Origin of the sequence: Chryseobacterium hilariae (genome assembly GCF_051400735.1) — a bacterium.
GTDB lineage: Bacteria > Bacteroidota > Bacteroidia > Flavobacteriales > Weeksellaceae > Chryseobacterium.
This window is the reverse complement of sequence record NZ_JBLFFJ010000001.1, coordinates 1,236,066-1,255,170: the sequence shown is the minus strand read 5'-3', so window position 1 is coordinate 1,255,170 and position 19,105 is coordinate 1,236,066. Positions and strand designations below refer to the sequence as shown.

Here is a 19,105-nt window from a genome sequence, read left to right as displayed (position 1 = left end):
ATAATAATTTAATCCTGATGATCATACATCTTATTATACAAAGCAATGAATTTTTCTTTTATCGCTTTTCTTTTAAGCTTTAAAGTTGGAGTAAGAAGTCCCGTATCGATGGCCCATACTTCAGGGGTAAGCTCAATTTTTTTGATCTTTTCCCAATTTCCGAGATGCTCATTGATACCTTCCATCTCCTTTTCAATTCTTTCCTTTAATTCGGGGCTTTTGGCAATTTCTGCTGGGGTTGAACCAATATTCAGGTTGTTTCTCATTGCCCAGCTTTTTGCAAATTCGAAATCGGGCTGTACCAAAGCACACGGCATTTTCTCGCCGTCTCCTACTACCATAATCTGCTCAATAAACTTTGAAGCTTTTGCCTGGTTTTCAATTATTTGAGGGGCAATGTATTTACCGCCCGAAGTTTTAAACATTTCTTTTTTACGGTCAGTGATCTGCAGGAATCCCTCACTGTCGATATGCCCGATATCTCCTGTTTTGAAAAATCCATCTTCAGTAAAAGCTTCTTTAGTCAGATCTTCGGCTTTAAAATAGCCTTTGAAGATAGAAGGTCCTTTTACTGTAATTTCACCATCTTCCTGAATCTTTACCTGAAGATTGTCTAATGGTCTGCCGACGGTACCGATCTTCATTTTCTCAAAACTGTTTACAGAAATAACCGGTGACGTTTCAGTTAAGCCATATCCTTCTAAGATAGGAATACCGGCATTTTGGAACATCAGGTTTAATCTTGTGGACAGAGCTGCAGAACCGGAAACCAAAGTGATAATTTCCCCGCCAAGGCCTTCTCTCCATTTAGAGAATACCAGTTTATCCGCAATAATTCCCTGCAATCCTGAAGGTTTGGAGATTTCTTTTTTCTTGCTGATTAAATTTAAAGCCCAGAAGAAGATTTTTGATTTCAGTCCGCCGGCTGAAGAACCTGTGTTATAGATCTTATCATAAACCTTTTCCACCAGTCTGGGTACAACGCTCATATAATGCGGTTTCACTTCTTTTACGTTTTCACCCATTTTTTCAATGCTTTCCGCGAAATAAACAGAAAAGCCACTGTACTGGAAAAGATAAAAAAGCATCCTTTCAAAAATATGGCAGATAGGAAGGAAGCTTAGCACCCTTGTATCTTTGTAATCCAGGCTTTTTTTCTTGGGAATTCTTGGAAAAGAGCCCAAAACATTAGAAACAATATTATGGTGGGTAAGCATTACACCTTTTGGTCTTCCCGTTGTTCCGGAAGTATAAATAATAGTCGCCAGATCCTCAGAATTAATGGCATTGGAAAGATCTTCCACTTCAATCTGAGTGGAATCGTCCTCACCAAGATCCATAATTTCTTTCCAGTTGGCTGCTCCGCTTATCGTGTCAAAAGTGAAAATTCCCTGTAATGAAGGGATATTGTGTTTCACCTTCATTACCTTATTAAGCAATTCTTTATCAGATACAAAACAGTACTGTATTTCGGCATTATTAAATATGAACTCATAATCTTCAGGAGAAATACTCGGATAAACCGGAACGGAAACGACACCGATTTGAGACAGTCCAAAATCCATAACCGCCCATTCCGTACGAGAATTGGTGGTGATCAGAGCAATCTTGTCCCCAGGTTTTATACCCAGCTTTAAAAGCCCTCTGGATATTTTATTTCCCTGATTGATAAATTCTAACGTCGAAGTTTTTTTCCACTCACCTTGATATTTAGTCACAAACATATCTGTTTTAGGAAATTTTTCCAAAGCATAGTGTGGAATATCGAATAATCTTTTGATTGTCATGATTTTTTAAGCAATTTTTAAAGAATTTTAAATATAAGCATTTTTTTTAATTGTAGTAATCATAAATCACCAATTGATAATTAATTGAATGCCTGCCATAATATCGGGGGGCTTTTACCAATTATTCTGTGAAAATTTGAAACTGTCTGTCCCTAACTTCCAATTCTATTTTCAGATTTCGCTAAAAAGTGTAAATTTACGGCTATCTAATTATTATTTTTTATGGACTTTAATTTATCGGAAGAACAGCTGATGATTCAGCAGGCTGCAAGAGATTTTGCACAAAATGAACTATTACCTGAAGTTATAGAAAGAGACCGCGATCAGAAATTCCCTACAGAACAAGTAAAGAAAATGGGTGAAATGGGACTTTTGGGAATGATGGTAGATCCTAAGTACGGCGGAGCAGGGATGGATAGTGTTTCTTACGTTTTGGCAATGGAGGAGATCGCAAAAATAGATGCTTCTGCAGCTGTGGTAATGTCCGTAAATAACTCTCTGGTATGTGCAGGTCTTGAAAAATTTGCTTCCGAAGAACAAAAAGTGAAATATCTTACTCCTCTTGCCAGCGGAAAGGTAATTGGTGCTTTTGCATTATCCGAGCCTGAAGCAGGTTCTGATGCTACTTCCCAAAAAACAACCGCAGAAGACAAAGGAGATTACTACCTTTTAAATGGTATTAAAAACTGGATCACAAACGGGGGAACGGCTTCTTATTATATTGTAATTGCACAGACAGATCCTGAGAAAAAACATAAAGGAATTAATGCTTTCATCGTTGAAAGAGGCTGGGAAGGTTTTGAAGTTGGTGTGAAAGAAGACAAACTGGGAATCAGAGGAAGTGATACACATTCTTTGATCTTCAACAATGTAAAAGTACCTAAAGAAAACAGAATCGGGGAAGACGGATTCGGATTCAATTTTGCAATGGCAGTATTGAACGGAGGAAGAATCGGTATTGCTTCTCAGGCATTAGGTATTGCTTCAGGAGCTTATGAATTGGCTTTAAAATATGCTAAAACAAGAAAAGCCTTCAAGACTGAGATTATCAATCACCAGGCAATTGCATTTAAATTAGCAGATATGGCTACCCAGATTACTGCAGCAAGAATGTTATGCTTTAAAGCAGCTTGCGAGAAAGATGCAGGTAAAGACATTTCTGAAAGCGGAGCAATGGCAAAATTATACGCTTCCCAGGTGGCAATGGATACTACGATTGAAGCAGTACAGATCCACGGCGGATACGGATATGTGAAAGAATATCATGTAGAAAGAATGATGAGAGATGCGAAGATTACGCAGATCTATGAAGGTACTTCCGAGATCCAGAAAATTGTGATTTCCAGAAGCATCGCAAAATAAATTAATATACAAAACACTGCTTATGAAAAAAACTTTGTGGATCAGCCTCGGCGTAATCCTTCTTCTGATAGGAGTAACGGTATGGTATAAGTACTATTTCGTCTTTGGAGAAGGAGTAAAATCCGGCTATCTGAATTATGCCATGAAAAAAGGCTATATTTTCAAAACCTATGAAGGAAAACTCATCCAGGAAGGTTTTGGTAAAGGAAAAACAGGAACCATTACAAGCTACGAATTTGAATTTTCTGTAGAAGATCCTGAAATTTTTAAACAGCTGGAAACCAACAGCGGTAAAACTTTCGATCTTCATTACAAAGAATACAATGGAGCGCTTCCATGGAGAGGAAACACAAAGTTTATCGTAGACAAAATCGTGAACATGAAATAGCGAAAGGCTCCCGATCGGGAGCCTTTCTTTTTACAAACCACTTTTTATAATATACTATCAAGCTGAATAGCTGATAAATAAATCAATTATAAATATACAAAGAACAGGTTCTGCAGGTATTTGATTTTTATTAAAATAATATTAAAAAATCCATCAAACGATGGATTTCAGCTTTATTGAGGATTGTTATCGGCTCGTTTTTTACTTTTTTTCTTGTAGAAATAATATCCTGCACCGGCAATCAGGAATAAAGGCCATAATGGAAGAATGAAAAGAAAGATAGAAGTTATTACATTCCAGCCTGATGAAACTGCTGCCAGTGATTTTTCGCCGAAAGTTTCAGGCACTTTTTCATATTCAGGTTTATCTGTAAGGGTTACCGTTATAGTACATAAAGTATTCTCTGAGTAATTGTTTCCGGAAACCTGTATGTTTTTTGTCTCAATATCGCCGATGTTGCTTAGATCGTTCATTAAGTCATCGAAATTACGGATAGGAACTTTGATATCCATATTATATACTCTTTGGCTATTTTCGGCGTAAGATGAACTTCTGCTGACTGCTTCTGCAGTAACATAAGAAAGCTCTTCGCTTTTGACGTAACCGTTATTTTTTACGGTTTCTTCTTTTACAAATTCTTTTACGGTTTCTGCATTAACTGCTTTTACAGAAAGAATACCTGTTTTTACCATTTTATTTTTAAGCTCATAGCTGTCATTCTGGGGCTTTTCTTTGTATACAATCTTGGTTTCTTTGATGACTTTTGGAGCTGGCACATGAACAACGATTTTTTCAGCCTTTTTCTCTGTTGAATCTTTCTTCTCAATCTTCGATTCCAGTTTTGTTGAAGCAATTTTTTCGGTTAAAGAGTCAACCATCTTAGACGTATTTTCTATTTTCTGCTGAATTTCGCCTTTGGCATCTTCAAAATCTTTTATTCTGACATTGGCTGAATCCAGAACTTTGTCGGCAGTATTATTTATAGAATTGATCGTTTCATTCATCGCAGCAACAGTGCTGTCTGCAGGATGTAAAGTATCTTCTATCTGGGATGTTGCAGCTTCTCCTTTTTTACACATAATAAACGTGCCTGATACTGCAAGAAGTAATATGAACTTTTTCATAACATTAATTTTTTGATGAAGTAAAATTAGCGGAGGATGGAGACAGACTTTTTGTAAAAGAAAAGTATTATTCTGGTAAAATTTTAAACAATTGAAAATCATAATATTACAAGTGTTTTACAATTATTTTACAAACTGTTTTTAATTTCAGAAAATATGATGACACAGATAAGATTTCAAAAAGAAAACATTTGCTTATTGTCTCATTTTAAGAATTTTAATGATCGGAAATGACAAGAGAAATAAGAATTTTATGTTTGAAATTTTTTTATATTTGTTATTATGGGTCTATTTATTAAAAGTTTTCTTTTTTTGAATTTTTTCAGCTTTTTGCTGATGAATTGTGCTGATTATAAAAATATGACACAGATGAGTCACCTGGACAAAAATCAGGATAAAGTAGAATTTACCGAGATCAGAAGACTTAATCTTAAAACAGATCTGAAAGAATATACAGTTATTACTTCTACAAAAGGAATCAAAGAGCTGTATAAGAAACTCAATGATTCAAAATATTCAAGATCAGCACCCATCCCCGTTTTAGAAGAAGGGGAATATTTTTTAGTCTTAAAACCTAAACTGAAAAAGATAAAAAACGGCGATATCGAAATTGAAAAACTGGAAACAACTGGTTCAACCCTGAAAGTTTTTTATAAAGAAGTTGAAAATCAGGAATACGCAGAAAAAAAACAATCTGATCCCATACTGATCCTGAAAATTATAGGTAGCCCTAAAAATATTAAATTGCTGATACAATAAATACAATATGATGAATAGAAAATTATTACTTCTGACAAGCCTATTGCTTCTTTCGGGAACAGCTGTGGCTCAGCAGAATACTTGGAGCAGAACTGGACAAAAGACCGTAAAAGAAACAAGAGAAAGAGGAGTAAGAACTTTAGAGTACCAATTGGTCAATCTGAATACGGAAGAGCTAAAACATCAGCTTTCGCTGGCTCCGGACAGAGACCGTCTTTCTTCTGAAAAAGGAGTTCTTGTAAAATTTCCCAATGATCAGGGAACATTTGACACTTACGAAATATTTGAAGCATCTACAATGCATCCCGATCTTCAGGCAAGATATTCCGATATAAGATCTTATGTAGGTCAGAGACTAGGAGACCCTACTACCAATATCCGATTTACTTATGATCCGTATTTCGGACTGAATGCGGTAGTGAAAGGAATAAAAGGAATGTACTATATAGATTCATATTCGCAGGACAACAAAACGTATATGGTATATGACAGGAAAAATGCGGTTTCTCAAAGCCGTTTCGACTGTCTGTTTAAAGGAGAATCTCCTTTAGCTAATCTTGTTCCGGATATGCATGGTAAAACTGTTGTAGACGGTCTGATGCGTAAATATAGATTGGCTATTACTACAACTACAGAATATACGGCTTATGCAGCTTTACAGGCAGGTGTAGGTGGTGGAACAGACGCCCAGAAAAAAGCAGCTGTACTTGCAGCAGTTAATCTAGTAGTAGCACGCCTTAATCAGGTATTTGAAAATGAAATTTCAGTGTCTCTGCAACTTGTTGCTAATACGGATCTGTTGTTTTTCATTGCTTCAGATACCTTTGATCCATTAGATGCCTATCAGATGATTGATGAGAATGTTACAGTGACCAATAATGCAATTGGTGTCAATAGTTATGATATTGGGCATGTATTTTTCCAGGCGACTCAGGGTAATGATAATGGCCTTGCTTATACTCCCTCAATTTGCGATAGTGATAAAGCCGGAGGAGTTACAGGATCTGAAATTCCTGTGGGAGATCCATTTGTAATTGATTATGTGGCACACGAAATGGGACATCAGTTTGGTGCCAATCACACTCAGAATAATGGCTGTAACAGAAACACAGCAACATCAGTAGAACCAGGAAGTGCAAGTTCCATCATGGGGTATGCAGGTATTTGTTCTCCAAATGTACAGAATAATAGTGATGCTTACTTCCATGCCGTAAGTATCCGTGAGATGTATACTAGAATTACCGGAGGCGGAAACTGCGGAATGAATACAGCATCAGGAAACAACGAACCGACTGCAAATGCGGGACCTGACAAAACAATCCCAATGGGAACTCCATTTGCTTTGACGGGTGTAGGCTCCGATCCGGATGGCGATGCAATTACCTATAACTGGGAACAAATTGATACCGGTGCTGCAACAATGCCCCCAAGACCTACCAATACTGTAGGCCCAATGTTCAGATCGATGTGGGCGACAACATCTCCTACAAGATATTTCCCAAGACTTTCAACAATTGTGGAAGGATATGATCCTACCATTATTATAGCTGGAAACTATAGAGCGTGGGAGAAACTGTCTACAGTAGCAAGACCTTTAACTTTCTCCTTATTGGTGAGAGATAATAAACCGGTTGGCGGACAAACAGGGCGTGATGATATCCAGCTTACTGTATCTACCGCTGCCGGACCGTTTACAGTAACCTCTCAGAATGCTGGCGGAATAGTATGGAATGCAGGAACCACTCAGACCATTACATGGAATGTAGCCAATACCAACGCAGCTCCTGTAAACACAGCGAATGTAACGATCCTGCTTTCTACAGACGGCGGACTTACGTTCCCTCATACGCTTGTGGCGAGCACACCGAACAACGGTTCTTACACATTCAATGTTCCGGGTGGCTTAGGAAACAGCTCAACGGCAAGAATAATGATCAAAGCAATTGATAATGTGTTTTTAAATGTGAATACAACAAACTTCACCATCAATTCTACATTAGGAACCAGCGAAACTGAAAAAGCTGAAGAAGGAATAAAGATTTATCCGAATCCTTCAAAAGGAATCTTTACTATCGAAACCGAAGCGGGCAACGGCATTTCGTACACGGTATATGCAATGGACGGAAAACTGGTCAATGCAACTAAAGAGGTAAAAGGAAGTAAGATTCGAGAAGAAGTTAACCTGTCCGGCCTTCCTTCAGGGGTTTATATCGTTCAGGTAGAAAAAGACGGCCAGAAAATATCTAAAAAGCTGGTTATTAAAAAATAATTTAAGCTTTTGCTATAAAATAAGCCGTTCAATAATTCCATTGAACGGTTTTAATATTTACATTTGCTTATTAATATTTTTCTGATGAAAAAAGTATTTTTGTTAATCTTTCTGTTGTTGCTTGGGTTGGGTGGATCAGCCTGTACAAACCTTTCTGCTGCAAAAAATGTTGTTGAAACAGAATCGGTAATGAGTAAGAATAATAATGAAATAAAATTTTCAGAAGTACGGAGAGTGAATAAAAATATACCATTAAAAGAGTATACAATTTTACAATCTTTTGAAGAAACAGTAAAATTATACAGTTTAATGCAAGATAAAAGATTTTCCCGGTCAGAGCCAATTCCTACGCTGTCTGAAAATGAGTTTCTTCTTGTGTTGAAACCTACATTGAAAACACTGCAATACGGAGATATTGAAATAGAGAAGATAGAAGAGGATAAATCTGTTTTAAATGTTTACTATAAAGAAATTAATAACGAAGAATATTTATTGAATAAAGAAAAGAATCCCATACTGATTCTTAAAATAGAAGGGAAAGTTCCTTCAGGTGTTAAACTAATAACCTCTTAATTTATAAAAAGTCAGATGAAGAAAAAATTACTAGTTCTGGGTGCCTTGCTTATGTTTTCAGCAGTAGGGTTTGCTCAGCAAAATCATTGGAAAAAACTTGACTCAAAAATCAACACTGAGATTCGCGAAAGTAATGTAAGGATTACAGATTTTGTTTTGTTTAAACTTAATGTCAGTGAGATTCAAAATCAACTCAAAAATTTGCCGGACAGTGACCTGCATTTGTCCCGAAAAGGAGTATTGTTGAATTTTCCAAACCTTGAAGGAGGTTTTGATACCTATGAGGTTTTCGAATCGTCAACGATGCATCCCGACCTTCAGAACAGATATTCTGAAATCCGGTCTTATACAGGCTTCAAAAAAGGTGACAAATCAGCAACTTTAAAGTTTACTATAGATCCTTATTTTGGATTTAATGGTATGATCAGGAATAACCTGGGAATTTATTATATCGATTCTTATACAACAGATAATAAGGTTTATAAACTTTATGATAGGAAAAATGCGTCATCTCTTAATCAGTTTGAATGTCTTTTTGATGAAAATAATGATGAACTGAAAGAATCAGCTTTAAACGCTCAGAAAACAGTTATTGACGCATTAAACAGAAAGTACAGGCTGGCTATTACAACGACAACAGAATATACTGCTTATATTGCAGGGCAAGCCGGTGTAGGCTCAGGAACGGATGCTCAGAAAAAAGCGGCAGTTCTTGCGGCTGTGAACCTGGCCGTAACAAGATTAAATGAAGTTTTTGAAAAAGATATTTCAGTAAGATTACAGCTTATTCCGAATACAGATTCTTTATTCTTTATCAGCACAGATACTTTTAATACCCTGAATGCAAGCCAGATGCTTAGTGAAAATATCACGGTTACCAATAATATTATTGGTGCCGCTAATTACGATATTGGACACTTGTTCTTTCAAGCCAATGCAGGAAATGATAATGGCTTAGCAGCCACTCCTTCCATTTGTGGAAACAGTAAAGCCGGTGGAGTTACAGGTTCTGCAGTTCCGGTAGGCGATCCTTTTGTAATAGATTATGTAGCCCATGAAATGGGACATCAGTTTGGTGCAAACCATACGCAAAATAATAACTGTAACAGAAACACACCTACATCGATAGAGCCGGGAAGTGCAAGCTCTATTATGGGATATGCCGGTATTTGTGCTCCAAATGTACAGGCCCATAGTGATGCTTATTTTCATGCAGTAAGTATTGCTGAAATGTATGCCAGATTAACTTCAGGTTCTACTTCGAACTGCGGTGTTAAAACGCCCATTGCAAACGCAGAACCTATTGTAAATGCCGGAACAGATAAGAGCATACCGAAAAGTACACCATTTATGCTGACGGCAACTGCAACGGATGCAGACAATGATGCTCTTACGTATACCTGGGAACAGACTGATTTTGGGGCTGCGGCTATGCCTCCCCAACCGGTAAATGGAGTGGGGCCACTTTTCAGGTCTGTAATGCCTACAGCATCACCTTCAAGATACTTTCCTAGGCTGTCAACCATTGTTTCCGGCTATGACCCTGCAATTGCAACCCCTGGAGATGTGAGAGCATGGGAAAAGCTTGCTTCCAGAGGTAGAGATCTTAATTTTTCAGTTCTTGTAAGAGATAATAATCCTCTGGGAGGGCAGACAGGACGTGATGATGTGAAACTTACCGTTGTGGATACTGCTGGACCTTTTGTGGTTACCTCACAAAACACAGCAGGAGTTGTCTGGAGTGAAGGTCAGTCATATGCAATTACATGGGATGTTGCCAACACAACAGCTGCACCCGTAAGCACACCTAATGTAACGATCCTTTTGTCAAAAGACGGCGGTCTTACTTTCCCAACTGTTTTGGTTCCAAGCGCTCCTAATAATGGTTCTTATAACTATACTGTTCCGGGTGGTCTTGGAACAATTTCTAATAATGCCAGAATTATGGTGAAAGCTGTGAATAATGTATTTTTAAATGTCAATTCGCAAAATTTTACCATTAATTCATCAGCGGTAGTAAATCCCGGAGGGGGAAATACGGGGAATCCAACAACCCCTATAAGAATATACAAAGGCTTGATGATATATCCGGTACCTTCAAATGATGGTTATGTTTACATTAAAGCTGATTTTCCTAGACAGATTCCGCTGCGTCCTTACGTTATTACTTACGAATTATTTTCAATGGATGGAAAACTGATTGTTCCTAAAAAGACCAAATACATATTTGACCAAGATCTGGAACAGATTAACCTAAAACATTTACCTACTGAATCCTATATGATCCATGTTACTGTAGATGGAGAAAAAATTGTTAAGAAATTAATGATGATACCTAAGTAAATCATTCAGATAGATTCTATAAAAAAAACCGTTCAGATGAACGGTTTTTTGTTTTTTATTGCAATTTAGTCTTGTTGAAATTCACTGATGAAATGCAGCTTTACATTCGGAAATTTTTCCTGTGTCATATGAATGGTGAATGAAGAATCCGCCAAAAATACAAGCTGATCATATTTATCTCTGGCAAGGAAGCGCTGCTTTAATCTCGCAAACTCCTTAAATTCCTCAGATTTTTCATCCGCTTCCACCCAACATGCTTTGTGCATTGAAAGAGGTTCATAGGTACATTTGGCACCATATTCATGCTCCAGACGGTACTGGATAACCTCATATTGAAGCGCTCCCACAGTCCCGATGATCTTTCTGCCATTCATTTCAAGGGTAAATAACTGGGCAACCCCTTCGTCCATCAGCTGATCAATACCTTTGGCTAACTGCTTAGCTTTAAGCGGATCGCTGTTGTTGATATAACGGAAATGTTCCGGCGAGAAGCTTGGTATACCTTTGAAGCTCAGTTTTTCACCTCCTGTTAATGTATCACCGATCCTGAAGCTTCCTGTATCATGAAGACCAACAATATCGCCAGGGAAACTTTCGTCTACAACCTCTTTTTTGTCTGCGAAGAATGCATTCGGGGAAGAGAATTTCATTTTTTTGCCTTCCCTTACCAACAGGTAATTTTCATTTCTTTTGAATGTTCCTGAAACAATCTTCACGAAAGCAAGCCTGTCTCTGTGTTTCGGATCCATATTTGCGTGGATCTTGAAAACGAATCCTGTAAAATTATTTTCTTCCGGCTTAACAAGACGTATATCACTTTCTTTAGGTTGAGGCATTGGAGCAATTTCGATAAATGCATCCAATAATTCACGCACTCCAAAGTTATTTAAAGCTGAGCCAAAGAAAACCGGCTGTAAATCACCGTTCATATATTCTTCACGGCTGAATTCAGGATAAACAGACTGTACAAGCTCTAGTTCATCTCTTAGGTTTTGGGCTGCTTTTTCACCAATTACTTCATCTATTGAAGGATCATTGATGTCATCAAACTTAACCGTTTCACCGACTCTTTGTTTCTTTTCTTCAAGAAACAGCTGGATATTGTTTTCCCAGATATTATAAATTCCCTGGAAATCACTTCCCCTACCAATAGGAATAGACAACGGAACCACTCTTAATCCTAATTTCTGCTCAACTTCATCCAAAAGATCAAATGCGTCCTTACCTTCACGGTCAAGCTTATTGATGAAAACCAGCATCGGAATGTTCCTCATTCTGCACACCTTAACCAGTTTTTCAGTCTGTTCCTCAACTCCTTTTGCAACGTCAATTACGACGATCACAGAGTCTACAGCTGTTAAAGTTCTGTAAGTATCTTCAGCGAAATCTTTGTGACCTGGTGTATCCAGAATGTTGATCTTGTGATCCTTATATTCAAAAGCCAATACGGAAGTCGCAACGGAGATTCCTCTCTGTCTTTCGATTTCCATAAAGTCGGAGGTAGCCCCTTTTTTTATTTTGTTGGACTTTACTGCACCGGCTTCCTGGATAGCACCCCCGAAAAGAAGTAATTTTTCCGTAAGGGTTGTCTTTCCGGCATCCGGGTGGGAAATGATCCCGAAAGTCTTTCTTTTTTGTATTTCTTTGATTAAGTCTGACATAGTGTATTTTGAAGTTGCAAAAATCGGGATTTTTTATGAGGTTTCAAATAATTTGCAGGAATAAATGGTTGCGTGTGATGGAATAGGGGTTTTATAGGTTTGAGAGGAGAGTTGTTGGGTGGAAATGGGTTAAGCTAATATTCCAATTTAGATTTAAGGCATCAGGTTTTAGACTGAATCCAAGACTTGACTGAGTTAAAAAGGGCAAAGCCCAAACCTTCACAGACTAAGAATCTTCATTCCTTCTCCGCTCAAACCCGAAACTAGCATGCTTCAACAATTTCCCTTTTTAGTTGCTTAAGGCTTTCAAAAAAATTATCTTTGTTTTTACAAACTTACAGAGAAAAGTATGGAGAATAGCAGGTATCCGAAGTTTACCTTTACATGGATCGGCGGTCTTGTTTTAGTGGCAGGATTATTTATAGGAACAATGGCTGTTTCTTTTTTCGGCAGTTTTTGGAAAATTGCTTTTAGGGAAAACCTCGAACTGAAAGACTGGTTCCTGATGGTAACCAATGCTGCAGGTTTTCTGACTGCTATTGCTTTTTTCGATTTTTTCATTGTAAGACCTTCAACCGGGAAAAAACTGAACTTCAATTTTTCTCCTACGAATTTTTCTACCTACCTCCTGATATTTCCTATGATGATGGGTATGATGTTCATTTCAGAATTTATAACATCTCTTATTCCTACCACAGGGCCGTTCTGGGGAAAATACTATGAGTTTTTCTCAAAGCTTATGGAGCAGCTGACCTTTGAGCCGGTCATCATGATCATTATGACCGTAATCATGGCCCCTGTTTTTGAAGAAATTATTTTCAGGGGGATTATCCAGAAAGGGCTTATCAACAAAGGGGTAGACCCACGGAGAGCTATTTTTTATGCATCCGTTATTTTTGGGCTGGTTCACGGAAATCCATGGCAGTTTGTAGGAGCCGTATTGCTGGGATGTGTATTGGGGTTTGTTTACTATAAAACAAAATCACTATTACTGCCGATGCTGTTGCATGGGTTTAATAATCTGTGTTCTTCATTGCTGGTTACCTACACCAAAAGTGAGAGCTTTGCAGACGCTTTTAAAATTTCCGAATGGGTTATTCTGGCTGTCGGGATTGTACTTTTTTCTTTGTTCTATTATCTTTTTACGAAAAAGTATAAAGTACATTACGCTGAAATTTAAATAAAATTCAGGATAGAAAATCAACCGTAAATGTTATGGAAAAAACAAATTGAGCAAAAATGAATATAGATATGGAATTATTGGTTGCCACACACAACGAACACAAAAAAGAAGAAATCCAGCAGATCCTGGAAAATAATTTTACAGTAAAAAGCCTTACCGATTATAATATACATGAAGAGATTGTAGAAGATGGCGACTCTTTCAAAGCGAATGCCCTGATCAAGGCAAAATACTGTTTTGAAAAAACCGGGATCCCAAGTTTGGGGGACGACAGCGGTCTTGCTGTTGAAGCTTTGGATGGCAGACCCGGAATTTTTTCTGCACGTTATGCAGGAGATCATGATTTTGCTAAAAATATTGAAAAGGTTTTAAGCGAGCTGGAAGGTCAGGAAAATAGAAAAGCCTATTTTATTACCGTTCTATGCTATTATGATGAAAATGGAGCCCGTTATTTTGAAGGAAAGGTTCATGGAAATTTACTTACAGAAAATAAAGGACACAAAGGTTTTGGATATGATCCTATCTTTGTTCCCGAAGGACATGACAGGACTTTTGCGGAAATGAATCCTGAAGACAAAAACAAGATAAGCCACCGCAAACAGGCATTAGACCTGTTTATGGACTTCCTTAAAGTAAAAGAGTAATAATTCTATGCTGGTCAGTATTTAAACTTACATCCAAAAGATATGTTTAGATTTTCTGTCGTACATTTGTTATAATAAACTATTGATTTGAGTACTTATTTAACGATATTAGGCTTTAATTCAGCTATTCCGACCATTAATTCTTCACCTACGGCACAGCTGCTGGAAATGGAAGAAAGACATTTTCTGATCGATTGCGGAGAAGGAACCCAGGTACAGCTGAGAAAAGCAAAAGCGCGATTTTCAAAGATCAATCATATCTTTATATCACATCTTCACGGTGATCACTGTTTCGGTCTTCCCGGTCTTATTGCCTCTTTCCGTTTGCTAGGAAGAGATAATCCTCTGCATGTTTATGGCCCGAAAGGAATCAAAAAAATGCTGGAAACCATTTTTACCATTACAGAAACGCATCGTGGTTTTGAAGTGGTTTATCATGAGCTGGATAAAGACTATTCCGAAAAGATCTATGAAGACAGCAGGGTAGAGGTATATACAATCCCGCTGGATCACAGAATATACTGCAATGGGTATCTTTTCAAAGAAAAACCTAAGGACAGGCACCTGAATATGAAGGAAATCGCTAAATACAGCGAAATAGAAACCTGTGATTACCATAATATAAAAGCAGGAAAAGATGTTGTGCTGAGTGATGGGTATGTTCTCAAAAATGAAGTGCTGACCCTGGATCCGGCACCTCCTGTTTCCTATGCTTTCTGCAGTGATACCCGATATCTTGAATCGGTGCTTCCGATCATTAAAAATGTATCGGTTCTGTATCACGAATCCACTTTCCTTCATGACCTGAAAGAAATGGCAGATTATACCGGACACTCAACGGCTTTAGAGGCGGCAATGATTGCCCAGAAGGCTGAAGTGGGAAAACTGATCTTAGGACATTTTTCAAACAGGTATGCAGACCTTACGGTATTTACGGATGAAGCCAGAAATGTTTTTCCCAACACCTTCCTGCCAAAAGCATTGGAGAGTGTAAAAATTTAAAACCTTTATGCTGAATTTTGAAGAATTAAAAAGCTTTTTGAATGAAAAGGCAGATCAATACAACAGCCCTGATTTTATTGAAGATGATCCCATACAGATTCCACACCGTTTCACTTTAAAACAGGATGTAGAAATTGCCGGTTTTCTGGCGGCCACTATTTCCTGGGGCAATCGGAAGTCAATCATCAAATCTGCAGATAAAATGCTTGATATTATGGGGAACTCTCCTTATGATTTTGTATTGAATCATTCTGAAAAAGATCTGGAAATCCTTCAGGACAAAAGTATACACAGGACCTTTAACGGTCAGGATTTTGCTTACTTCATCAGGCAGTTCAACAAGATTTATAACGAAAATGAAAGCCTGGAAAATTTATTTACGGTAAAAGATCAGGAGACTAATTTTCAGCATGCTATTGAAAGATTCAGAAGCAGTTTTCTGGAACCGGAGAAGCACAGAAGCCACAAACATGTCAGCTCACCTTATAAAAACTCTTCCTCCAAAAGAATTATTATGTTTCTGCGGTGGATGGTAAGGAAAGACAAACATGGCGTAGATTTTGGTATTTGGGGAAATATAGATCAGAAATACCTCTCGATCCCGTTAGATGTACATACAGGAAATATTTCCAGAAAGCTGGGACTGGTTTCCAGAACACAGAACGACTGGAAAACCGTAGAAGAACTGGATGTAGCCATCAGGAAATTTGATGAAAATGATCCTGCTAAATATGATTTCGCCCTGTTTGGGCTTGGAGTGACCAAAGAATTATTATAACACTAAGAAAGGATGAAAAAAGAAACTGAAAAAATAGACGCCTTAGAAAAAATTGCGAACGGCATTACTTGGTGGGTAGGGTCTATCCCGTCACTCATTGTTCATACTTTATTTTTTATTACCTCATTTCTTTTGCCGATGCTCAATATTGTTGAGTTTGATAAGATGCTTCTGATCCTTACAACGGTAGTTTCTTTAGAGGCAATTTATCTGGCTATTTTTATTCAGATGTCTGTCAATAAGAGTCATGAAAAGATTGAAGATATCCAGGAAGATATTGAGGAGATTAGTGAAGATATTGAAGACATTCAGGAAGATATCGAAGAGATTAGTGTAGATATTGAAGAGATCAGCGAAGATATCGAGGAGATTAATGAAGACATTGAAGATATCCAGGAAGATATTGAAGAGATCAATGAAGATGAGGATGAGGAAGACCATAATGAAAGGGCAAAAAACGTTATTCTGAAAAGTAATGTCAATTCCAATAAGAATGAAATCAAGGCATTAAAAGATATAATAAGCCAGCTTCAGACAGAGATAGATCAGCTGAAAAAGGAATAATACAAATGAGAACTGAATAGTTTTCAAAAAAACATAAGCAGACCATCAAATTGGAGCTGCTTTTTTTATGCTCATTATCCAAATTTTAAAATAAATCCTACTAATTTTGTGGAATATGTAATTATAAAATAAATTTATTGTTAATATAGATGCTGAATTAATAAAGTTAACTGTAAAAAAGTGTATTTTATTGATATTTTTGTTACATTTGAACAAATAAAAATAAAATGTTCAATTATAGACTGAATAATTACTTTTTAGTTACGATGTTTCTATTGGCTTCTGTTTCTGCATTTTCCCAGAAAGTGAACAGAAAGCCGCAACTCGAAAAGTTTAGCATCCAGAGTAAAAAAGCCGGTGCATTTATTGATGTAAATGTGCCTACTTACGCACCTTCCGCGTTCACCATAGATCAGCTTGTGAAGAATGTACTGATTTCCGGAGGATCTGTCTGCGCAGCTCCCAATGTGAGCAATGTAACCATATCTCCTAACCAGCCGCCAACAGATACGGAAAGGGCCTGGGGATATTTCCATAAAGGAACCACTAATTTTCCTTTTACTGATGGGGTTGTGCTTGTTTCCGGTAAGGCGCGAAGAGCTGGAAATGCATTGGAAGCGTCCACATTAAGCGATATTGTTCCGGGAGCAGGGATGAATGATCCTGATTTGGTAGCTGCTATTAATCCACCGGATGACCTTAAAGATGTTGTGTCCCTGGAATTTGACTTCGTTCCGAACAGCAATCAGGTGAAGTTTAATTATTTATTTGCTTCAGAGGAATATACAAGCGGATTCCCATGTGGAGACTTTGCTGACGGTTTTGCTCTTCTTCTGAAAAAAGTAGGAGACCCAACCTATGAAAATTTGGCAGTTCTGCCCAACGGAGCAGGACCGGTAAGTGTTCTTAATATTGTGCCAATGGGAGTAGGATGCGATGGTGAAACCATTAATGAGCAATACTTCGGCGGATTGAATACCACAAATATTGAAACCAATTTCATAGGTAGGACTATACCTCTTACAGCAGTGGCTACAGTTATTCCGGGACAGACTTATCATTTTAAAATGGTTATGGCAGATGCAGTTGACAATAGTTATGATTCTGCCGTATTTCTACAGGGAGGATCATTTGACATAGGGATGACAATTGTGGATGGTAACGGAAACCCGTTGGGTCAAACCCTGAATATGTGTGATAACACACCGCAGATTTTGAAAGCACAGGTAACAGCTGTGCCGGGAATGACTTACAAATGGTACAAAAACGGTGTAGTGATTCCTAATGCAACCAGTGCTGTATATATAGCCACTTCACCCGGGGTATATGAAGTAAAAACTTTTGTGGGCGGAACAGAATGTCAGAAAGCCAGCATTACCATTATAGGAGGAACGTCGCCAACGGCTCAGAACGCAACACTGAAGCTTTGTGCTACTCCGGCTCTGAGTACGTTTAATTTAGAAGATGCAAAGCCACAGATAAGTACTACGCAGGGTGCCGTATTTCGTTTTTATGCCAATCAGGCAGATGCGCAGGCTCAAAACAACAATTTTATCACGAATCTCACTAACTACAATGGTACCGATGGACAGGTTATATATGTAGTCGTTTCCAATGGTGCATTTTGTAGTAAAATTGTGACTCTTACGTTAAGACGAGAAGAAACACCTGTTGCCCAGGTTACCGCTCTAAGAATGAGGATCTGCGAAGGAGAATCTATGATATTAACAGCTGCAGGCGGTGTAACCTATCAATGGGGAGATACTTCTTTTACCGGAGGAGTAAGGACGGTAAACCCAACCCAGACAACAACCTATACAGTATATGCTATTGGTGCACAGGGCTGTAAATCTTTACAACCCGCATCCATTACCATTGATGTGGTTCCGGCTATTGTATCTACACTGAAAGGAGGACAAATCTGCGAAGGGGACATGATCCTTTTAGATGCCGGCTCCGGACCGGGTTATACCTATGAATGGAACACAGGAGAAACCACTCAGGGCATTACCGTATCAACTCCGGGTGAATATACCGTAATGATCAGTAATGGAGTATGTTTAAAAGAATTTAAAACCCAGGTGATACGCGCTGCGGTTCCCGAAATTATAAAAGTTGATTATAATGACAGTGGAACAATGGTTCTTACAGCGAGCAATCCTAGTAACGGGGTATTGGAATATTCGGTGGATAACGGCTTTACATGGCAGGCGTCCAATGTATTTTCCAATGTTCCCAAAAATACAGTAATATCTATACGTGTTAAAGTGAAGAATACCAGTTGTGTAGGATTTCTGGAGTACTTTACATTTGTTATGAAAAATGTAATTACACCAAACGGAGACAACGTAAATGACATCATTGATTTTAGCGGAGTAAGCAGTTACAAAGACTTCCAGGGTTTTGTTTTTGACCGTTACGGAAGAGAAGTGTTTAAAGCCGGAAAAACCAGACCGTATTGGGATGGCTATTTCCAGGGGAAACGTCTGCCTACCGCATCTTACTGGTATCAGGTAACCTATCAGGATCCTGCCAGTAAACAGACGGCAGTGAAAACAGGATGGATTCTTCTTAAAAACTTAGAATAATCTTTTATATAATTTACAGAAAGGCTGGCATTTTTGTCAGCCTTTCTTATTATTTTCAAACAAAGCAAATTTATATTGCA

The 19,105-nt window shown here is 37.9% G+C and carries 15 protein-coding genes; 12 read left to right on the top strand and 3 right to left on the bottom strand.

Going from position 1 to position 19,105, the window contains the following annotated elements:
* Positions 1-8: 8 nt before the first annotated feature.
* Positions 9-1,787, bottom strand: a complete 1,779-nt coding sequence (locus ACMGDK_RS05765) for an AMP-dependent synthetase/ligase (protein ID WP_436807052.1) — start codon at positions 1,785-1,787, stop codon at positions 9-11.
* A gap of 222 nt (positions 1,788-2,009) precedes the next feature.
* On the opposite strand from ACMGDK_RS05765, the gene ACMGDK_RS05760 reads away from it, so the two are divergent.
* Positions 2,010-3,149, top strand: a complete 1,140-nt coding sequence (locus ACMGDK_RS05760; protein WP_062652654.1) for an acyl-CoA dehydrogenase — start codon at positions 2,010-2,012, stop codon at positions 3,147-3,149.
* A gap of 22 nt (positions 3,150-3,171) precedes the next feature.
* A complete protein-coding gene (locus ACMGDK_RS05755; RefSeq protein WP_436807051.1) occupies positions 3,172-3,537 on the top strand; it encodes a hypothetical protein in 366 nt (121 codons plus the stop codon).
* A 173-nt stretch (positions 3,538-3,710) separates the two neighbouring features.
* Here the strand turns inward: ACMGDK_RS05755 and ACMGDK_RS05750 are convergent, their stop codons facing one another.
* Positions 3,711-4,661, bottom strand: a complete 951-nt coding sequence (locus ACMGDK_RS05750; RefSeq protein ID WP_436807050.1) for a DUF4349 domain-containing protein — start codon at positions 4,659-4,661, stop codon at positions 3,711-3,713.
* A gap of 360 nt (positions 4,662-5,021) precedes the next feature.
* Between ACMGDK_RS05750 and ACMGDK_RS05745 the strand changes: the two genes are divergently transcribed.
* The 4 genes from ACMGDK_RS05745 (at position 5,022) to ACMGDK_RS05730 (ending at position 10,605) form a co-directional block, all read left to right on the top strand.
* A complete protein-coding gene (locus tag ACMGDK_RS05745) occupies positions 5,022-5,420 on the top strand; it encodes a hypothetical protein (protein WP_436807049.1) in 399 nt (132 codons plus the stop codon).
* A 7-nt stretch (positions 5,421-5,427) separates the two neighbouring features.
* Positions 5,428-7,689: a zinc-dependent metalloprotease family protein gene (locus ACMGDK_RS05740; protein WP_436807048.1), complete on the top strand. Its 2,262-nt coding sequence runs from the start codon at positions 5,428-5,430 to the stop codon at positions 7,687-7,689.
* A gap of 84 nt (positions 7,690-7,773) precedes the next feature.
* Positions 7,774-8,262 (top strand): hypothetical protein, encoded by a 489-nt coding sequence (locus ACMGDK_RS05735; RefSeq protein ID WP_436807047.1) that lies wholly within the window; start codon positions 7,774-7,776, stop codon positions 8,260-8,262.
* A gap of 15 nt (positions 8,263-8,277) precedes the next feature.
* Positions 8,278-10,605, top strand: a complete 2,328-nt coding sequence (locus tag ACMGDK_RS05730) for a zinc-dependent metalloprotease family protein (protein WP_436807046.1) — start codon at positions 8,278-8,280, stop codon at positions 10,603-10,605.
* 65 nt (positions 10,606-10,670) lie between these two features.
* Here the strand turns inward: ACMGDK_RS05730 and ACMGDK_RS05725 are convergent, their stop codons facing one another.
* On the bottom strand, positions 10,671-12,266 hold the full coding sequence (locus ACMGDK_RS05725) for a peptide chain release factor 3 (RefSeq protein WP_436807045.1): 1,596 nt from the start codon (positions 12,264-12,266) through the stop codon (positions 10,671-10,673).
* A gap of 349 nt (positions 12,267-12,615) precedes the next feature.
* Between ACMGDK_RS05725 and ACMGDK_RS05720 the strand changes: the two genes are divergently transcribed.
* The 6 genes from ACMGDK_RS05720 (at position 12,616) to ACMGDK_RS05695 (ending at position 19,025) form a co-directional block, all read left to right on the top strand.
* Positions 12,616-13,446 carry a CPBP family intramembrane glutamic endopeptidase gene (locus ACMGDK_RS05720; RefSeq protein ID WP_436807044.1) on the top strand — a complete coding sequence of 277 codons (831 nt, stop codon included), beginning with the start codon at positions 12,616-12,618 and terminating at the stop codon, positions 13,444-13,446.
* 59 nt (positions 13,447-13,505) lie between these two features.
* The gene (rdgB, locus tag ACMGDK_RS05715) at positions 13,506-14,093 is read left to right on the top strand and encodes an RdgB/HAM1 family non-canonical purine NTP pyrophosphatase (RefSeq protein ID WP_436807043.1); all 588 of its coding nucleotides are present in this window, start codon (positions 13,506-13,508) and stop codon (positions 14,091-14,093) included.
* A gap of 87 nt (positions 14,094-14,180) precedes the next feature.
* Positions 14,181-15,095 carry a ribonuclease Z gene (locus ACMGDK_RS05710; protein ID WP_436807042.1) on the top strand — a complete coding sequence of 305 codons (915 nt, stop codon included), beginning with the start codon at positions 14,181-14,183 and terminating at the stop codon, positions 15,093-15,095.
* A gap of 7 nt (positions 15,096-15,102) precedes the next feature.
* On the top strand, positions 15,103-15,873 hold the full coding sequence (locus ACMGDK_RS05705) for a TIGR02757 family protein (RefSeq protein WP_436807041.1): 771 nt from the start codon (positions 15,103-15,105) through the stop codon (positions 15,871-15,873).
* 12 nt (positions 15,874-15,885) lie between these two features.
* On the top strand, positions 15,886-16,437 hold the full coding sequence (locus ACMGDK_RS05700) for a DUF1003 domain-containing protein (RefSeq protein ID WP_436807040.1): 552 nt from the start codon (positions 15,886-15,888) through the stop codon (positions 16,435-16,437).
* Positions 16,438-16,664: 227 nt separating this feature from the next.
* The gene (locus ACMGDK_RS05695) at positions 16,665-19,025 is read left to right on the top strand and encodes a choice-of-anchor L domain-containing protein (RefSeq protein ID WP_436807039.1); all 2,361 of its coding nucleotides are present in this window, start codon (positions 16,665-16,667) and stop codon (positions 19,023-19,025) included.
* Positions 19,026-19,105: the final 80 nt, after the last annotated feature.